The organism is Sulfitobacter sp. R18_1 (assembly GCF_017743915.1).
GTDB classification, from domain to species: domain Bacteria; phylum Pseudomonadota; class Alphaproteobacteria; order Rhodobacterales; family Rhodobacteraceae; genus Sulfitobacter; species Sulfitobacter faviae.
In genome coordinates, this window is the sequence record NZ_JAGHRG010000004.1 from 45,199 (window position 1) to 60,345 (window position 15,147).

General features: G+C 62.7%; 15 protein-coding genes, 1 pseudogene and 1 riboswitch. Of the genes and pseudogenes, 5 read left to right on the top strand and 11 right to left on the bottom strand.

The window, feature by feature from the left end; translation table 11 throughout:
• Positions 1-15 precede the first annotated feature (15 nt).
• Positions 16-1,512, top strand: a complete 1,497-nt coding sequence (locus tag J7392_RS09535) for a phosphomannomutase/phosphoglucomutase (protein ID WP_209217345.1) — start codon at positions 16-18, stop codon at positions 1,510-1,512.
• 76 nt (positions 1,513-1,588) lie between these two features.
• Here the strand turns inward: J7392_RS09535 and J7392_RS09540 are convergent, their stop codons facing one another.
• The 5 genes and pseudogenes from J7392_RS09540 to J7392_RS09560 all read right to left on the bottom strand — a co-directional run bounded on the left by J7392_RS09540 (position 1,589) and on the right by J7392_RS09560 (position 6,009).
• Positions 1,589-2,236 carry a phosphoribosylanthranilate isomerase gene (locus J7392_RS09540; protein ID WP_209217346.1) on the bottom strand — a complete coding sequence of 216 codons (648 nt, stop codon included), beginning with the start codon at positions 2,234-2,236 and terminating at the stop codon, positions 1,589-1,591.
• A gap of 9 nt (positions 2,237-2,245) precedes the next feature.
• A complete protein-coding gene (locus J7392_RS09545) occupies positions 2,246-2,596 on the bottom strand; it encodes a lipopolysaccharide assembly protein LapA domain-containing protein (protein ID WP_067261428.1) in 351 nt (116 codons plus the stop codon).
• Positions 2,596-2,880, bottom strand: coding sequence for an integration host factor subunit beta (gene ihfB, locus J7392_RS09550; protein WP_067261426.1), 285 nt, complete (start codon positions 2,878-2,880; stop codon positions 2,596-2,598). The genes J7392_RS09545 and ihfB overlap by 1 nt, the downstream gene beginning before the upstream one ends.
• A gap of 284 nt (positions 2,881-3,164) precedes the next feature.
• Positions 3,165-4,859: pseudogene (rpsA, locus tag J7392_RS09555) on the bottom strand (30S ribosomal protein S1); the annotation flags it as partial.
• Positions 4,860-5,256: 397 nt separating this feature from the next.
• A complete protein-coding gene (locus J7392_RS09560) occupies positions 5,257-6,009 on the bottom strand; it encodes a response regulator (RefSeq protein ID WP_209217347.1) in 753 nt (250 codons plus the stop codon).
• Between the two features lie 130 nt (positions 6,010-6,139).
• Here J7392_RS09560 and trmB point away from each other — a divergent pair, with 130 nt between their 5' ends.
• The 4 genes from trmB (at position 6,140) to J7392_RS09580 (ending at position 9,423) form a co-directional block, all read left to right on the top strand.
• The gene (gene trmB / locus J7392_RS09565) at positions 6,140-6,841 is read left to right on the top strand and encodes a tRNA (guanosine(46)-N7)-methyltransferase TrmB (protein ID WP_209217348.1); all 702 of its coding nucleotides are present in this window, start codon (positions 6,140-6,142) and stop codon (positions 6,839-6,841) included.
• A 106-nt stretch (positions 6,842-6,947) separates the two neighbouring features.
• Positions 6,948-8,300 (top strand): 3-phosphoshikimate 1-carboxyvinyltransferase, encoded by a 1,353-nt coding sequence (gene aroA / locus J7392_RS09570; protein WP_209217349.1) that lies wholly within the window; start codon positions 6,948-6,950, stop codon positions 8,298-8,300.
• The gene (locus J7392_RS09575) at positions 8,297-8,800 is read left to right on the top strand and encodes a hypothetical protein (protein ID WP_209217350.1); all 504 of its coding nucleotides are present in this window, start codon (positions 8,297-8,299) and stop codon (positions 8,798-8,800) included. The genes aroA and J7392_RS09575 overlap by 4 nt, the downstream gene beginning before the upstream one ends.
• On the top strand, positions 8,797-9,423 hold the full coding sequence (locus J7392_RS09580; protein ID WP_209217351.1) for a d(CMP) kinase: 627 nt from the start codon (positions 8,797-8,799) through the stop codon (positions 9,421-9,423). Before J7392_RS09575 ends, J7392_RS09580 begins: the two co-directional genes overlap by 4 nt.
• A 45-nt stretch (positions 9,424-9,468) precedes the next feature.
• Here J7392_RS09580 and metK read toward each other — a convergent pair whose 3' ends face one another.
• From metK to J7392_RS09610, 6 genes are all read right to left on the bottom strand, one after another.
• Entirely contained in the window at positions 9,469-10,650 is a 1,182-nt protein-coding gene (gene metK, locus J7392_RS09585; RefSeq protein ID WP_209217352.1) for a methionine adenosyltransferase, read from the bottom strand.
• 4 nt (positions 10,651-10,654) lie between these two features.
• Positions 10,655-10,703, bottom strand: a riboswitch (SAM-SAH riboswitch).
• 31 nt (positions 10,704-10,734) lie between these two features.
• On the bottom strand, positions 10,735-12,234 hold the full coding sequence (gene lnt, locus J7392_RS09590) for an apolipoprotein N-acyltransferase (RefSeq protein ID WP_209217353.1): 1,500 nt from the start codon (positions 12,232-12,234) through the stop codon (positions 10,735-10,737).
• On the bottom strand, positions 12,231-13,133 hold the full coding sequence (locus tag J7392_RS09595) for a hemolysin family protein (RefSeq protein ID WP_067261410.1): 903 nt from the start codon (positions 13,131-13,133) through the stop codon (positions 12,231-12,233). Before J7392_RS09595 ends, lnt begins: the two co-directional genes overlap by 4 nt.
• Positions 13,134-13,160: 27 nt before the next feature.
• A complete protein-coding gene (gene ybeY / locus J7392_RS09600; protein ID WP_209217354.1) occupies positions 13,161-13,706 on the bottom strand; it encodes an rRNA maturation RNase YbeY in 546 nt (181 codons plus the stop codon).
• Positions 13,681-14,670: a PhoH family protein gene (locus J7392_RS09605; RefSeq protein ID WP_209217593.1), complete on the bottom strand. Its 990-nt coding sequence runs from the start codon at positions 14,668-14,670 to the stop codon at positions 13,681-13,683. The genes ybeY and J7392_RS09605 overlap by 26 nt, the downstream gene beginning before the upstream one ends.
• A gap of 147 nt (positions 14,671-14,817) precedes the next feature.
• Positions 14,818-15,141 carry a hypothetical protein gene (locus tag J7392_RS09610; RefSeq protein ID WP_197470808.1) on the bottom strand — a complete coding sequence of 108 codons (324 nt, stop codon included), beginning with the start codon at positions 15,139-15,141 and terminating at the stop codon, positions 14,818-14,820.
• Between the last annotated feature and the right edge of the window lie 6 nt (positions 15,142-15,147).

Consider the following 15,147-nt stretch of genomic DNA (forward strand, 5'->3'; position numbering starts at 1 on the left):
AAGCGAGTATTTGACGTGAGTAAACCGGCCTCCACCGTGACCCAGAACACATGGGAATTCCTGCGCGACGCGATGATCACCCCGACGGGGTTCCGCGAGTACGACGCGCGCTGGAAATACCCCGACGACATCAACCTGCCCGGCATCACGGCGCTTGGCCTCGGTCTCGGCACACAAATGCACGCGCGCGGGATCGCGCCGGTGATCGCCGTGGGCAACGACTACCGGGACTATTCGCTTTCGATCAAGAACGCGCTGATGCTGGGGCTGATGCAGGCCGGGATCACGGTTAAGGATATCGGCCCGGCGCTTTCTCCCATGGCCTATTTCGCCCAGTTCCACCTCGACGCCCCCGCCGTTGCCATGGTCACGGCGAGCCACAACCCGAACGGCTGGACCGGCGTCAAAATGGGCTTTCAGCGCCCCCTCACCCACGGCCCGGACGAGATGGCCGAGCTGCGCGACATCGTCCTGAATGGCCGTGGTGAACGGCGGCCGGGCGGGGGTTATGAGTTCGTCGACGGCGTGCGCGAGGCCTATCTGGATGACCTCGTCGGAGACTTCAAGATGACCCGCAAACTGAAGGTCGTCTGCGCCACCGGCAATGGCACCGCATCGGCCTTCGCCCCCGAATTGTTCCGCCGCTTGGGGGTCGAGGTCGTCGATAGCCACAACACGCTCGACTACACCTTCCCCCATTACAACCCAAACCCCGAAGCCATGGAGATGCTGCACGACATGGCCGACAGCGTCCGCGCCTCCGGCGCTGATCTGGCGCTTGGTTTCGATGGGGACGGCGACCGCTGCGGCGTGGTGGATGACGAGGGCGAAGAGATCTTCGCCGATAAGATGGGCGTCATCATGGCCCGCGATCTGGCCAAACTGCACCCTAACAGCACTTTTGTCGCAGATGTGAAATCCACCGGCCTGTTTGCCTCGGACCCTGAGTTGCAGAAACACGGGGCCAAGGCCGACTATTGGAAAACTGGCCACAGCCACATGAAACGCCGCGTCAAAGAACTGGGCGCGCTGGCGGGGTTCGAAAAGTCCGGCCACTATTTCTTGGCCGAGCCGATTGGCCGGGGCTATGACTGCGGCATGCGCGTGGCCGTGGAAATCTGCAAGCTGATGGACCGCAATCCCGACAAATCCATGTCGGACCTGCGCCGCGCCCTGCCCCAGACCTATTCGACGCCCACCATGTCGCCCTATGCCTCGGACACCGAGAAATACGACATCCTCGACCGGATCGTGCAAAAGCTCACAGCCAAGGCCGATGCCGGGGAGAAGATCGGCGGCCGCGCGATTGCCGAGGTCATTACCGTCAATGGCGCACGCGTCATGCTCGACAACGGCGGCTGGGGCCTTGTGCGGGCCTCCTCCAACACGCCGAACCTTGTCGTGGTCTGCGAAAGCCCCGAATCTGACGCGGAAATGCGCGCGATCTTCGCTGATATCGATGCTGTGATCCGCACAGAGCCGGGCGTGGGCGATTACGATCAATCGATCTAATCGCCATTTACGGCACCAGAACGACAATGGCCCGGGGCATCGCCACCGGGCCTTTTTTTCTTTGAACTAAAAGAGCTTACTTCAGCGCCGCTTCGCAGAAGGCGCGAATGCGATCGGCATCCTTCACCCCCGGCGCGCTCTCGACTCCGGAAGAGACATCGACCTGCCGCGCCCCGGTGAGGGCAATCGCCTCCCCCACATTCTCGGCGTTCAGCCCCCCGGCGAGCATCCAAGGCTTCGGCCAGCGCCGCCCGGCGATCAGCCGCCAGTCAAAAGCCAGCCCGTTGCCCCCCGGCAGCACCGCGTCCTTGGGCGGTTTGGCATCGACCAAAAGCTGATCCGCGACGGTGACATAGTCGTTCAGCAGCGCCAGATCATCGCGATCGGCCACGCCGACGGCTTTCATCACCGGCAGCCCATAGCGCGCTTTGACCTCGGCCACCCGCGCCGGGCTTTCGCTGCCGTGCAGCTGTAGCATGTCCAGAAAGGGCACCGCGGCCAGCAGCGCATCCAGCGCCGCATCGTCGGCATTGACGGTCAGCGCGACCTTGCAAATGCCGTCAGGCACTGCCTCGGTCATATGCGCCGCGGCCTCCAGCGACAGATGGCGGGGGGATTTTTCGAAAAAGACGAACCCCAAGGTGCGTGCGCCCGCCAAAAGGGCGGCGGGCACATCGGCAGGGTCGGTCAAACCGCAGATTTTTACATTAACGTTCTCAGGCATGGGTGGGGTTTAGCCTGCTTCGTCGAGCAGCGCCAGCACCTCATCCTTGCCCTGATGCTTCTCTTCCTTGAGGCGGATCACCTCACGCTCCAACCGGCGCCGCTCGCGTGCCTGCCGTGCCAGTTCGGCCCGGTGGCCGTGCTCGCGGATCCACTCCCAAACGAAGCCCACCAAAAGCCCTACGATGATCCCGCCAAGGATCACGATAAAGAGCGGCAGTTCGATAGAGGGGTTCACGGCAAACCAACCTGAAATCTCGGTCGGAAGCACTTGAAGTGTCACGATATTCCGGTTCGCCAAAGCAACGGAAACCAGCGCAATCGCGAAAAGCGCGATGCAGGCATAACGAATGTAACGCATCAGCTTTTCCCGTTCAGCCGGTCACGCAAGAGCTTGCCCGTCTTGAAGAAGGGCACATGCTTTTCTTCGACATTCACCGTCTCACCGGTGCGCGGGTTGCGCCCCACACGGGCATCGCGTTTCTTGACGGAAAAGGCACCGAATCCGCGCAATTCGACCCGGTCCCCACGCGCCATGGCGCCCGTGATCTCATCAAAGACCGTGTTTACGATCCGCTCAACATCACGTTGATAAAGATGCGGATTGTCGTCAGCGATCTTCTGGATCAGTTCCGACCGGATCATGGCACGTCCCCCGAGAATTTATTGATGTCTTACCCGACTATAGGAAATAACGCCCCACACGGGAAGGTGTTCCACCAGCGCCGCGATAGATTTTTCGCAGCGAAACCTCTGTTATTTCGGCCTTTTTCCGCCGTCTGCTGCCGCTGAAGGCCAAGGCGCGTAGGGATTGGGCATAAGGGCCAAAACCCGCTTCGCGATTCGACCCTGCCCCCGGAACAGCAAAAGGCCCCACATGTCGCCATGCGGGGCCTTCGCTAAGATTACATATTCAACGCGGAATATGGTTACTCGTCGTCGCCTTTCAGCGCCGCACCAAGGATGTCGCCCAAGCTCGCGCCGGAGTCGGAGGAACCGTACTGCTGTACCGCCTCTTTCTCTTCCGCGATCTCGCGTGCCTTGATGGAAACGCCCAGACGGTGTGCTTTCGCGTCGACGTTGGTGATGCGCACGTCGACCTTGTCACCGACCGAGAAACGCTCGGGGCGCTGTTCGGCACGGTCACGGCTGAGGTCGGAACGACGGATGAAGCTCTTCATGCCTTCGTATTCGACTTCGATGCCGCCATCTTCGATGGAGGTCACGGTCACGGTCACGATCGAGCCGCGCTTCACGCCGCCCACGGCTTCGGCGAACTTGTCACCGCCGACGTTCTTGATCGAGAGCGAGATGCGCTCTTTCTCGACGTCCACTTCGGAGACAACGGCCTGAACCACGTCACCTTTGCGGTAGTCTTGGATCGCTTCTTCGCCGCGCTGGTCCCAGCTGAGGTCGGAGAGGTGAACCATACCGTCGATGTCGCCGGGCAGGCCAACGAACAGACCGAATTCGGTGATGTTCTTGACTTCGCCTTCGACTTCGGTGCCCTCGGGGTGAGTCTCAGCAAAGACTTCCCATGGGTTGCGCATGGTCTGCTTGAGACCAAGGGAAACACGACGCTTGGCGCTGTCGATTTCCAGAACCATGACTTCGACTTCTTGCGAAGTGGACACGATTTTGCCGGGGTGCACGTTCTTCTTGGTCCAGGACATCTCGGAGACGTGAACCAGACCTTCGACACCGGGCTCCAGCTCGACGAATGCGCCGTAGTCGGTGATGTTGGTCACGCGGCCGCTGTGCACGGAACCCAGCGGGTACTTCGCGCCAACCAGATCCCACGGATCTTCTTGCAGCTGCTTCATGCCGAGGCTGATGCGGTGGGTCTCTTTGTTGATCTTGATGACCTGAACCTTGATGGTCTCGCCGATCGACAGGATCTCGGACGGGTGGTTCACGCGGCGCCATGCCATATCGGTGACGTGCAGCAGGCCGTCGACACCGCCAAGGTCAACAAACGCACCGTATTCGGTGATGTTCTTGACCACACCATCGACGGTCTGACCTTCGGTCAGGTTGCCAATGACTTCGGCACGCTGTTCGGCGCGGGACTCTTCGAGGATCGCGCGGCGCGATACCACGATGTTGCCACGACGGCGGTCCATCTTGAGGATTTGGAACGGCTGCTTGAGACCCATGAGCGGGCCTGCGTCGCGCACGGGGCGCACGTCGACTTGGGAGCCGGGCAGGAATGCAACTGCGCCACCGAGGTCGACGGTGAAGCCGCCTTTGACACGGCCAAAGATCGCGCCTTCGACACGCTCTTCTGCAGCATAGGCTTTTTCCAGACGATCCCAGGCTTCCTCACGGCGGGCCATTTCGCGGCTGATGACGGCTTCGCCACGCGCGTTTTCGACTTGGCGAAGGAAAACTTCGACTTCGTCGCCAACTTCGATTTTGGGGGATTCGCCGGGATCAGCAAATTCTTTCAGCTCAACGCGGCCTTCCATTTTGTAGCCGACGTCGATGATGGCTTGGCCCGCTTCGACAGCGATCACCTTGCCTTTGACGACTGTGCCCTCTTGGGGCGTGTCCATTTCAAAGCTCTCGTTAAGAAGCGCTTCGAATTCGTCCATTGCTTTGGTCATGTAGCTTTTCGTATCCTTATCAAATGTTTCTGGCCGCGCGGTTGTCTCCGCCGGTCTGGAGTTGCAATTGGTCGTTGTGGTGGCACCGTGCCGATCTTGTCAGAGAAGCTCCGACATAAAAGCACAGCGGTTGACCCGCAGCCGAACGCAAACAAAAGAGGGCCGGTTAGTACCGACCCTGCCCGCTATATCGCGTCCGAAGCTGTAACCGCCCCTTAGACAAGGCGCGTATAGGCGAATTTTGACGCTCCTGCAAGGGCTATGGCGTGCTGGCCGGGGGATATGCGGGGTTCTGCCGGGCGAGGGTTCCGTAGCGCGCCCGGGGATAGAGGGCACCACAACGGATTAGGGCCATCCGGGCGCTGCAACCTTCTCATAGCAATCTGCACAGCCTCCGCCGCGGTAGGCTTGCCGCTCACCCGCCCCAGCCCGCGCCCAGCCCCGGCGCGGGTTTCGGCGGATCGGCAAGTTCGCCTTCGGCAAGGTCACTGCCCTGATAGCTGGCAAGGTCCTCAACAAACTCCCACAGACGCAGAAAAGTGTAATCGACCTTTCCCAACGCCTCCGCCACGGCGGCGGGGTTCGACCGGTCCAAGGCGCATAGCGCGCGCATGTTCTCATTCACCATCGGCTTGATATCCTGCGCGCATTCCTCGGTGAACCGCCGTAGAACGCTTTGCAGCTCAGACCGTTTTTGCTCCTGCGTGGCCACGCCCAGTTGCAGCGCGGTCTTGTGAAGCGCGTGAAAGGCGGAACGCCTGAGCGTGCTTTGCGACAATTCATCCTTGGCGATATAGTCACTACAACCACCGCGCAGCGCTTCGATCGCGACGTCACTCTGCTCCGTCCCGGTGACCATCACCGTGGCCACACCGCCGTTGCGCGGGTGGGCGCGGATCATCTGCAAGCCGCGCAGACCATCCCCATCGGGCAGGTTGTAGTCCAGCAAGATGAGGTCGAACGCCCCCTCATCCAACTGCTGAGCAAGGGCGGCGAGGCTCTCCGCCTCTGTCAAAGAGACAGGAAAGTCCAAGCCCCCGCAGAGCCGTTTGATCCGCATCCGGTCAAAGCGCTGGTCATCGACGATCAGGATGCGCGCCGCCGCCAAAGGCTCAGCCGTGCCATCCGCCCTATCGCCTGCACCGCTTCCGCGCCTTGCCACGCTCATCAGCCGTCCCCCTGCTTTGCCTCGGCATTTAGACCCACGGAGCCTAACAATTGGTTAACCCGCCCCTATTCGCCGCCAGCCTCGCAGAGGAATGTTGCGGTGGCGCGGCGGGGCCGCTACATGAGCCGCCATGAGTGATACAACACGCCCCCGCCGCAACTTCTATGGCCGCCTCAAAGGCAAAGCGCTGAAGAAGTCGCAAAAGACCTATATCGACGAAGACCTCGACGCATTGTCGCCGGGGGCCGTCGATTGGGAGAGCAATCCCGACCGTAGGCCCCTCGACCTCGATACGCTGTTTGTCGGGCGCAAGGTCTGGCTGGAAATCGGCTTTGGCGGTGGTGAGCATCTGGTGCATCAAGCCGGGCAAAACCCGGATGTAGGCATCATCGGCTGCGAGCCTTACATCAACGGCGTCGCCATGTTGCTGGGCAAAATCCGGCGCGCGGGCGTGGACAACCTTGCCATTCACCCCGGTGACGTGCGCGATATGTTCGACGTGCTGCCCGAAGCCTCCATCGACCGGGCGTTCCTGCTCTATCCCGATCCTTGGCCGAAAACCCGCCACCACCGCCGCCGTTTTGTCACGCCCGAGCATCTGGAGCCGCTGGCCCGCGTGTTGAAACCCGGTGCGATCTTCCGCGTGGCGACGGATATCGAAGACTACGTCCGCCAGACGCTCGAACAGGTGCCGCAGCATGGGTTTGATTGGCTGGCCGAAGGGCCTGACGATTGGCGCGCACCTTGGGATGACTGGATTTCGACCCGCTATGAGCAAAAGGCGCTGCGCGAAGGGCGCACCCCGCATTACCTGACCTTTCGCAAACGCTAAGTATTTGCGCCTGATACCACCCCGTCTACAATCCATCGCACGCGCGGCGATGGACGCTGCCGCCCGCCTGCGATAATAGGAACCTTGAGCAGATCAGAGGTACCTCATGTCCAGTCACGGCAGCCCCATTCCCATGTCATCGCGCGCCTGCGGGCCGCTTAGCGGCACCGCCGAAGTGCCCGGCGACAAGTCGATCTCGCACCGCAGCCTGATCCTTGGCGCCATGGCCGTGGGCGAGACCACGATCACCGGGCTTTTGGAGGGGCAAGACGTGCTCGACACCGCCAAAGCCATGCGCGCTTTCGGGGCCGAGGTCGTCGACCACGGCGGCGGCTCTTACTCAGTGCACGGCGTGGGCGTCGGCGGCTTTGCCGAGCCGGACAATGTGATCGACTGCGGCAATTCCGGCACCGGCGTGCGGCTGTTGATGGGGGCGATGGCGACCTCTCCGATCTCTGTCACTTTCACCGGCGACGCCAGCCTGAACAGCCGCCCGATGGCGCGTGTGACCGACCCGCTGGCGCTGTTTGGCACGCAATCCGTGGGCCGCGCCGGGGGCCGCCTGCCGATGACGCTCGTGGGTGCCGCCGAGCCTGTGCCGGTGCGCTACACTGTGCCCGTGCCTTCGGCGCAGGTGAAATCCGCGGTGCTGCTGGCGGGGCTGAATGCGCCGGGCAAAACCGTGGTGATCGAGGCCGAGGCCACCCGCGACCATACCGAACGGATGCTGGCGGGCTTTGGCGCAGAGATCACGGTTGAAGAGACCGACGAGGGCCGCGTCATCACCCTGACCGGCCAGCCAGAGTTGAAGCCGCAGCATATCGACGTGCCGCGCGACCCCTCCTCCGCCGCTTTCCCCGTTTGCGCCGCGCTGATCGTGCCCGGCTCGGATGTGCTGGTGCCGGGCATTGGGTTGAACCCGACCCGCGCCGGGCTGTTCACCACCCTGCGCGAGATGGGTGCGGATCTGACTTATGAAAACGAACGTACCGAGGGCGGCGAGCCTGTGGCCGACCTGCGCGCAAAGTTCTCGCCCAACCTCAGGGGCATCGAAGTGCCGCCCGAACGTGCGGCGAGCATGATCGACGAATACCCCGTGCTCTCGGTCGTGGCGGCCTGTGCGACGGGCGAGACCGTGATGCGCGGCGTCAAGGAACTCCGCGTCAAGGAAAGCGACCGGATCGAGGCCATGGCAAGCGGCTTGCGCGCCAATGGGGTCGCGGTCGAAGACGGGCCGGATTGGTGGACTGTCAAAGGGCTGGGCCACGGCAACATCCCCGGAGGCGCAACCTGCCAGAGCCACCTCGATCACCGCATCGCCATGTCTTTCCTGATCCTTGGCATGGTCGCGCAACAGCCGGTGCAGGTGGATGACGGCGGACCCATCGCCACCTCCTTCCCAATTTTCGAGCCGCTAATGGCCTCCTTGGGCGCGCAGGTCGAACGGTTGCCTGCGTGACAGGCGACCGGCTGATCTGGCTCAGCCTTTGCGCTGCACTGGCCTTTGCAGCCCTTGCGGGCTTTGCCGAGACACATCTGCGCGCGGCAGGCATGGGCGTCTTGGACGGGCGGCTTCTGGGCTACGATCTGCCCGAGGTGCGCGCCTATCTGTCAGCACTTAGCCCCGATCAGACGGCGCTGTATCTGGGCCAGTTCCGGCTGGCCGACACCGCGTTTCCTGCCCTTTTGGCACTGGCCTTGCTGCTGTGGTTCCGGCGCTGGTCGTCGGGCGGGCTGCGGCTGGGGCTGACGCTGGCCGTGGCGCTGTATCTGGGGGCGGATTACACCGAAAACATGCTGATCGGGCGGCTGGTCGAATTGGGGCCGGACCGGATCACCGCACAGGCCGTCGCTACGGCGAGCCTGTTCACAAAGGCGAAATGGGTGATACTGGCGGGCTGTTTCACGGCGGCCCTGCTGCTTGGCCTGCGGGCCCGGAACAAGAGGAATTTGCAATGACGGATAACAAAACCAACGGCATCACCGTTGCCATCGACGGCCCCGCCGCGGCGGGCAAGGGCACCGTGGCCAAGGCCGTGGCGGCGCATTTCGGCTTTGCGCATCTCGACACCGGGCTTTTGTACCGCGCGGTCGCGGCCAAGACCCTTACCGGGATGGAGCCGGAAGAAGCGGCCCAGACCCTCGCCCCCGTCGATCTGGAAGACCCTACACTGCGCAGCCCCGAGGTTGCCCAAGAGGCCAGCAAAGTGGCGGTGATCCCCGCGGTGCGTGCCGCCCTCGTGCGGTTCCAGCGCAGCTTTGCCACCCGCGCGGGCGGCGCGGTGCTTGACGGGCGGGACATCGGCACGGTGATCTGCCCCGACGCGCCGGTCAAACTCTTCATCACCGCCAGCCCCGAAGTGCGCGCACAGCGCCGTTTCGCCGAACTGTCGGGCAAGGGGATCGAGACCAGCTATGAAGATGTGTTGGAAGACGTGCGCCAGCGCGATCTGCGCGACATGAGCCGGGACCAAGCGCCGCTGAAACCCGCCGAGGACGCCAAACAGATCGACACGACGGAAATGGCGATCGAAGATGCGGTGGCCGCCGCCGTGGCCTTGGTCGAGGCGAAACGGGGCTGACCTCCGCCGCGAAAGGGGGGGCGCTGTCGCCCACCCCCTCAATACTTACACAGCCGCTTTCAACTGATCGACAAGATCACGGCGTTCCCAGCTGAAACCGCCATCCGCGTCGGGCGCGCGGCCAAAGTGGCCATAGGCCGCCGTGCGCTGGTAGATCGGCTTGTTCAACTGCAAATGCTCACGAATGCCGCGCGGGGTCAGGTCAATGATCTGGCGGATCGCTTTTTCGATTGCCGCGTCATGCACATCGCCAGTGCCGTGGGTGTCGCAATAGATCGACAGCGGCTCGCTCACGCCAATCGCATAGCTCAGCTGGATGGTGCATTTGTTCGCCAGCCCCGCCGCCACGACGTTCTTGGCCAGATAGCGCGCCACATAGGCTGCCGAACGGTCGACCTTGGTCGGGTCTTTGCCCGAGAACGCGCCGCCGCCATGCGGTGCGGCCCCGCCATAGGTGTCGACGATGATCTTGCGGCCCGTGAGACCCGCGTCGCCATCCGGCCCGCCGATCACGAAGACGCCGGTGGGGTTCACATGCCAAACGGTGTCGGCGTCGATCCACCCCTCGGGCAGAGCCTCTCGGATATAGGGCTCCACGATCTCGCGGATATCGGCGCTGGTCTGGCTTTCGCTCTCATGCTGGGTCGACAGCACGATGGAGCTTACGCCCACCGGTTTGCCGTTCTCGTAACGCACCGAGAGTTGGCTTTTCGCATCGGGCCGCAGGGTCGGCTCGGTCCCGTCTTTGCGCACCTCGGCCAGACGGCGCAGGATCGCATGGGCGTAGTGGATCGGGGCCGGCATCAACTCGGGCGTCTCATCGGTGGCAAAACCGAACATGATGCCCTGATCGCCTGCGCCTTCTTCCTTGCCATCGGCGGCATCGACGCCTTGGGCGATATGCGCCGACTGCGGGTGCAGCAGATTGGTGATCTCACATGTCGCGTGGTGGAACTCGTCCTGCTCGTAACCGATGTCTTTGATGCAGGCGCGGGCGATATCCTCGACACCCGTCAGATATTCATCGAGCTTGGTCTTGTTGGCCAACCCGACCTCGCCCCCGATCACGACGCGGTTGGTGGTGGCAAAGGTTTCGGCGGCGACCCGCGCTTCGGGTTCCTCGCTGATGAAAGCGTCGAGGATGGCATCGGAAATCCGGTCGCAGACCTTATCCGGGTGCCCCTCGGAAACGGATTCCGAAGTGAAAGTATAGTTCTGACGGGACATGTAGTGCTCCAATAAAAATTACGCACCACGTCAGGAAGCCGTTGTGGTGCTCTCCCAACGGCTTAGACAACCGCTGGTGGATGGTCAATCGGCATTCCCCGGGCTGCGACGGCGGGCCACGGCAAGCCCGGCAAGGCAGAGGGTCAGAAGCAGGATCAAAGGCAAATCACCGCTGCGGCTGTAGAGCGTCGGCGCCAGCGGCGCCGGCAGCGGCGCGTCGATGAAGCCTGCGGAATTGAGCGGCAGCGACGCGATCACCCGCCCCTGCGGGTCGATCATCGCCGAGATGCCGGTATTGGCCGCCCGGGCCATGGGCAACCCCTGCTCAATCGCGCGCATCCGCGCTTGGGCCAGATGCTGGCGCGGGCCTGCGGCCTTGCCGAACCATGCGTCATTGGTGACCTGCATCAGAAAGGCCGGCCGCGCTGGCGCGGCGTTCACATCATGGGCAAAGACGGCCTCGTAGCAAATCAAGGGCAATGCGGCGCCGAGCGGCCCCAGATCCAAAACCTGCGCGCCCGGCCCGCTGGAAAAGCCGTTCCCCTCCTGCGCGGCGAGACCGTGGATCCCGAAACGCGCCATCAGATCCCCCAAAGGCATATATTCGCCAAAGGGCACGAGGTGATGTTTGTCATAAAGCTGATCGACCGCGCCGCCTTCGTCCAACACAACAAGCGAGTTGTAATAGCGCATGTTCGACCGGCGCTGCACGCCCAGCACCACCGGCACGTCCGAGGCCGCGCCGATCTCATCCAAAGCGCTGCCTGCCATGTCCAACGACCATGGGATCGCGGTCTCGGGCCAGATCACCAGATCGGGGGCCGTGCCTTCGCCTTGCGGCGCGGCGGCGGTGTAGTCGAGCTGGCGGGAGAAATAGAATTCAAAGGTATCGGGGTTCCACTTATCGCGTTGCGCGGCATTGGGCTGCACCAAGCGCACCACGTTCTCGGTCAGCACCGCGGGCGGCGCTTGCGGGGGCAACAGCAACAGCAGCACCGTCGACAAGGCCAGCGCCCCCTGCCCCAACCGCAGGCTCAAAGGGCCACGCAGCAGCAAGATCGCGGCAATGGCGAATAGCCAGAGGTTCAGCGCATAGGGGCCGACCCAGGCGAGCCCCTGCCCCGCCATCACGCCAACCAGTCCTTGAGCGGGCATGGCCCATGGGAAGCCGGTGAAGACATAGGCGCGCAGCAGTTCCACCGCCGCCCAAGTCAGCGCCAGCGCCAGCCCGCGTTTCGGCGCGATCCAACGGGCGAGGCCAAAGGCCAGCCCCCAGAACAGCGCCATGCCCGCGGCCAGAAGGATCAGCGCAAAAGGCGCCATCCACCCATGCCGCGCCACATCGACCATGAAGGGCGAGACGATCCACTGCAGCGCATGCAGAAAATAGCCAAAGCCAAAGCCCCAGCCCAAAAGCGCCGCGCGCATTGGCCCGCCGGATTGCGCGCGAAACAGCCAAAACGCCGCCACCAGCCCGGCAAAAAGCAAAACAGGCAGTTCATAGGGCGCTTGCCCGAAGGCTGCGATGGCCCCGGCGAGGGGGGCCAGCAGCAACCGGCCCCGCATCGCCAGCCGTTGCCTCATCCCCCGGCCCCTTGGGTGCGGACCCGCAACCGTTTGATGCGGCGCGGATCGGCGTCGATCACCTCGAACTCCGGCCCGTCGGGGTGCAAAACTACCTCGCCCCGCGCAGGCACGCGGCCCGACAGCATGAAGACCAAGCCGCCAAGCGTGTCGATCTCTTCTTCGTCGACGGTCTCATGATCGGTCAGGGAATGGCCAATCTCAGCCTCGAAATCCCCCAGCGGGGTCTTGGCGAGCGCGAGATAAGTGCCGGGCTTTTCGACCGTCCAATAGGTGCCCTCATCGACGTCATGTTCGTCTTCGATCTCACCTATGACCTGTTCGATCAGGTCTTCGATGGTCACCAGCCCGTCGACACCGCCATATTCGTCAATCACCAGCGCCATATGCCGCCGCTCGGCCTGCATCTTGGTCAGCAGCACGCCGATGGTCATCGACGGCGGCACATAGACCAAGGGCCGCAGCAGGGTGCGCAGATCGAATTTGGTGTTTTTGCCGTTGAAACCGTGGTTTAGCGCAAGGTCTTTGAGGTGGACCATGCCCACGGGCGTGTCGAGCGTGCCATCATAGACCGGCAGGCGGGTCATCCCGCTTTCCTTGAAGACCGAGACCAACTCATCCAGCGTGGCGCTGACCGGCACGGCGGTGATATCCGCCTTTGGGATCGCCACGTCATCGACCCGCATCCGGCGCAGGTTCATCATGCCATGGCCCGTGGGCCGCTCGGCCTCTGCCGAGGTCTCTGGCGTGTCGTCCTCGCTGTCCGATGGGCTTAGCGCCTCGAACACCCGAGAAAAGAAATTACCGGTGCGCATCGCGCCATCATCCGGCTGCTCATGTCTGTCTTCATCTGTCAGCGCGCTCTGCGCCGCGTCAGATGATCCGTCTGTATCGCCCATTGGGTCCCGTCTGTGTTACAAAGCCCCTCAAGGCCCATTTTCCTTATATGGGTCATCATAACCCATTTTGCCAAGTATTTCGCGCTCCAACCCCTCCATCAACGTCGCGTCGGGGTCATTTTCATGGTCATAGCCCAGAAGATGCAACAGCCCGTGCACGATGAGATGGGTCACATGGGCATCTAACGGCTTCTCCGCCGCCTCGGCCTCGGCGGCGCAAGTCTCGAAAGCCAAGGCGATGTCGCCCAGTTCGAGCATCCCGTCAATGCCGGGGGCGACAGGCAGCGGATCGCCGCCCGGGGTGACCGCCCCGCGTTCCTCGGCAGGCCAGCTTAGCACATTGGTCGCCCGCGCTTTGCCGCGAAAGTCTTCGTTTAGCGCGGCGATGCGGCTGTCGTCGCAGGCCAGCAGGGTCATCTCCGCCGCTTCGGCATCAAGACCGAGGTGGGCCAGGGTAGCCCGCGCCGCGGCATGAGCGCGCTTTTCAAGGTCGACCGCCGCCCAGCGGTCGTCTTCGATCACGATGTCGAAATCTTCCAGCATCACGTCAAGCGGCACCGCTATCGGCCTCATATGCTTCGATAATTGCGGCGACCAGCGGATGGCGTACCACGTCTTTGGAGGTGAAGTAGTTAAAGCTGATGCTGGGGATTTGCTTCAGCAACCGCTCGGCATCCTGAAGCCCAGACTGCACCCCGCGCGGCAGGTCGATCTGGGTGCGGTCACCGGTGATCACCATGCGCGAGTTCTGCCCCAGACGTGTCAGGAACATCTTCATCTGCATCGAAGTGGCGTTCTGCGCCTCGTCCAGCACCACGAAAGCGTTCGACAGCGTGCGGCCCCGCATGAAGGCCAGCGGCGCGATCTCAATGCGCTTTTCCTCTAGCAGTTTGGCCAGTTGCTTGCTCGGCAAAAAGTCGTTCAGCGCGTCGTAGAGCGGCTGCATATAGGGGTCGACCTTGTCCTTCATGTCGCCGGGCAGGTAGCCCAGCTTCTCGCCCGCCTCGACCGCGGGGCGGCTGAGGATGATCCGGTCCACATGGCCGCCGATGAACATCGACACGCCCACCGCCACGGCCAGATAGGTCTTGCCGGTGCCCGCAGGGCCGATGCCAAAAGCCAGTTCGTTGTCGAAGAGCGATTGCACATAGGCTTTCTGCGCATCGGTGCGCGGCTCCACCCGTTTCTTGCGGGTCTGGATTTCGATTGCATCCGAGATCGGCATTTCAAGCTGGTCACCCTGACGCACGCCGGTGCCTGCGCCGGAGTTCCCCATACGCAGCAGACCGTCCACATCCGCAGGTTCAACCGCGCGGCCACTTTCCAGCCGGACATAGAGTGCATTGAGCAGGCTCTCGGCCTTCTCCACGGCCTCGCCCTCACCCAGAATTTGCAGGTGATTGCCGCGCCTTATGATCTGCACCTCAAGCGATTTTTCGATGGCCGCCAGATGCGCGTCATAGGCGCCGCAGAGGTCGATCAAAAGGCGGTTGTCGGGAAATTCCACCACCCGTTCGGCCGCGGTTTCCGGTGTCATCAGATCAGTTGAAGGCAATGCGCGTATCCTTTGTGAAGCACTAAATGTTGAAATAGTCAGACCGGATCGATTTACCAACCCGTCGCGACAAAAAGGGCCGAAGCGCAACGCGCTCCGGCCCGGGGTCTGTAATATGGCCCGCCAAGGTCAGTTCGGGTCTTTGATGTTGGAGCCGCCCTTGAAGTGGCCCGCGGTGTGTGTCGGTGGCGCCACGCCCGAGCAGACCGGCTTGCCGAATTTATCGAGCCGCGCCGAAAGATAGCCCTCGACCCCGTCGTCGATGATCCAGTGGTCGCAACCGTTGGGATCGACCCAGATGCCCGCCTGAAGGTTGCTTAGGTGCTTTTTGTCGATGCCCCGGTCAAAGGTCTTATCCGAAGGGTAGCCCCGGCCCAGACCGCCTTCGTAATCGGTACAGGCCGAAAGGCCGACGGCACAGGCTGTGACCATGAGAAGTTTTGTCTTAATCACTTTTAC

Excerpts from the sequence above, each read along its gene's own strand:
- aroA (WP_209217349.1), top strand. The coding sequence starts at position 6,948 with ATGTCCAGTCACGGCAGCCCCATTCCCATGTCATCGCGCGCCTGCGGG.
- J7392_RS09580 (WP_209217351.1), top strand. The coding sequence starts at position 8,797 with ATGACGGATAACAAAACCAACGGCATCACCGTTGCCATCGACGGCCCC.
- lnt (WP_209217353.1), bottom strand. The coding sequence starts at position 12,234 with ATGAGGCAACGGCTGGCGATGCGGGGCCGGTTGCTGCTGGCCCCCCTC.
- ihfB (WP_067261426.1), bottom strand. The coding sequence starts at position 2,880 with ATGATCCGGTCGGAACTGATCCAGAAGATCGCTGACGACAATCCGCAT.
- J7392_RS09560 (WP_209217347.1), bottom strand. The coding sequence starts at position 6,009 with ATGAGCGTGGCAAGGCGCGGAAGCGGTGCAGGCGATAGGGCGGATGGC.
- J7392_RS09605 (WP_209217593.1), bottom strand. The coding sequence starts at position 14,670 with ATGACACCGGAAACCGCGGCCGAACGGGTGGTGGAATTTCCCGACAAC.
- ybeY (WP_209217354.1), bottom strand. The coding sequence starts at position 13,706 with ATGAGGCCGATAGCGGTGCCGCTTGACGTGATGCTGGAAGATTTCGAC.
- metK (WP_209217352.1), bottom strand. The coding sequence starts at position 10,650 with ATGTCCCGTCAGAACTATACTTTCACTTCGGAATCCGTTTCCGAGGGG.
- J7392_RS09540 (WP_209217346.1), bottom strand. The coding sequence starts at position 2,236 with ATGCCTGAGAACGTTAATGTAAAAATCTGCGGTTTGACCGACCCTGCC.
- J7392_RS09545 (WP_067261428.1), bottom strand. The coding sequence starts at position 2,596 with ATGCGTTACATTCGTTATGCCTGCATCGCGCTTTTCGCGATTGCGCTG.
- trmB (WP_209217348.1), top strand. The coding sequence starts at position 6,140 with ATGAGTGATACAACACGCCCCCGCCGCAACTTCTATGGCCGCCTCAAA.
- J7392_RS09595 (WP_067261410.1), bottom strand. The coding sequence starts at position 13,133 with ATGGGCGATACAGACGGATCATCTGACGCGGCGCAGAGCGCGCTGACA.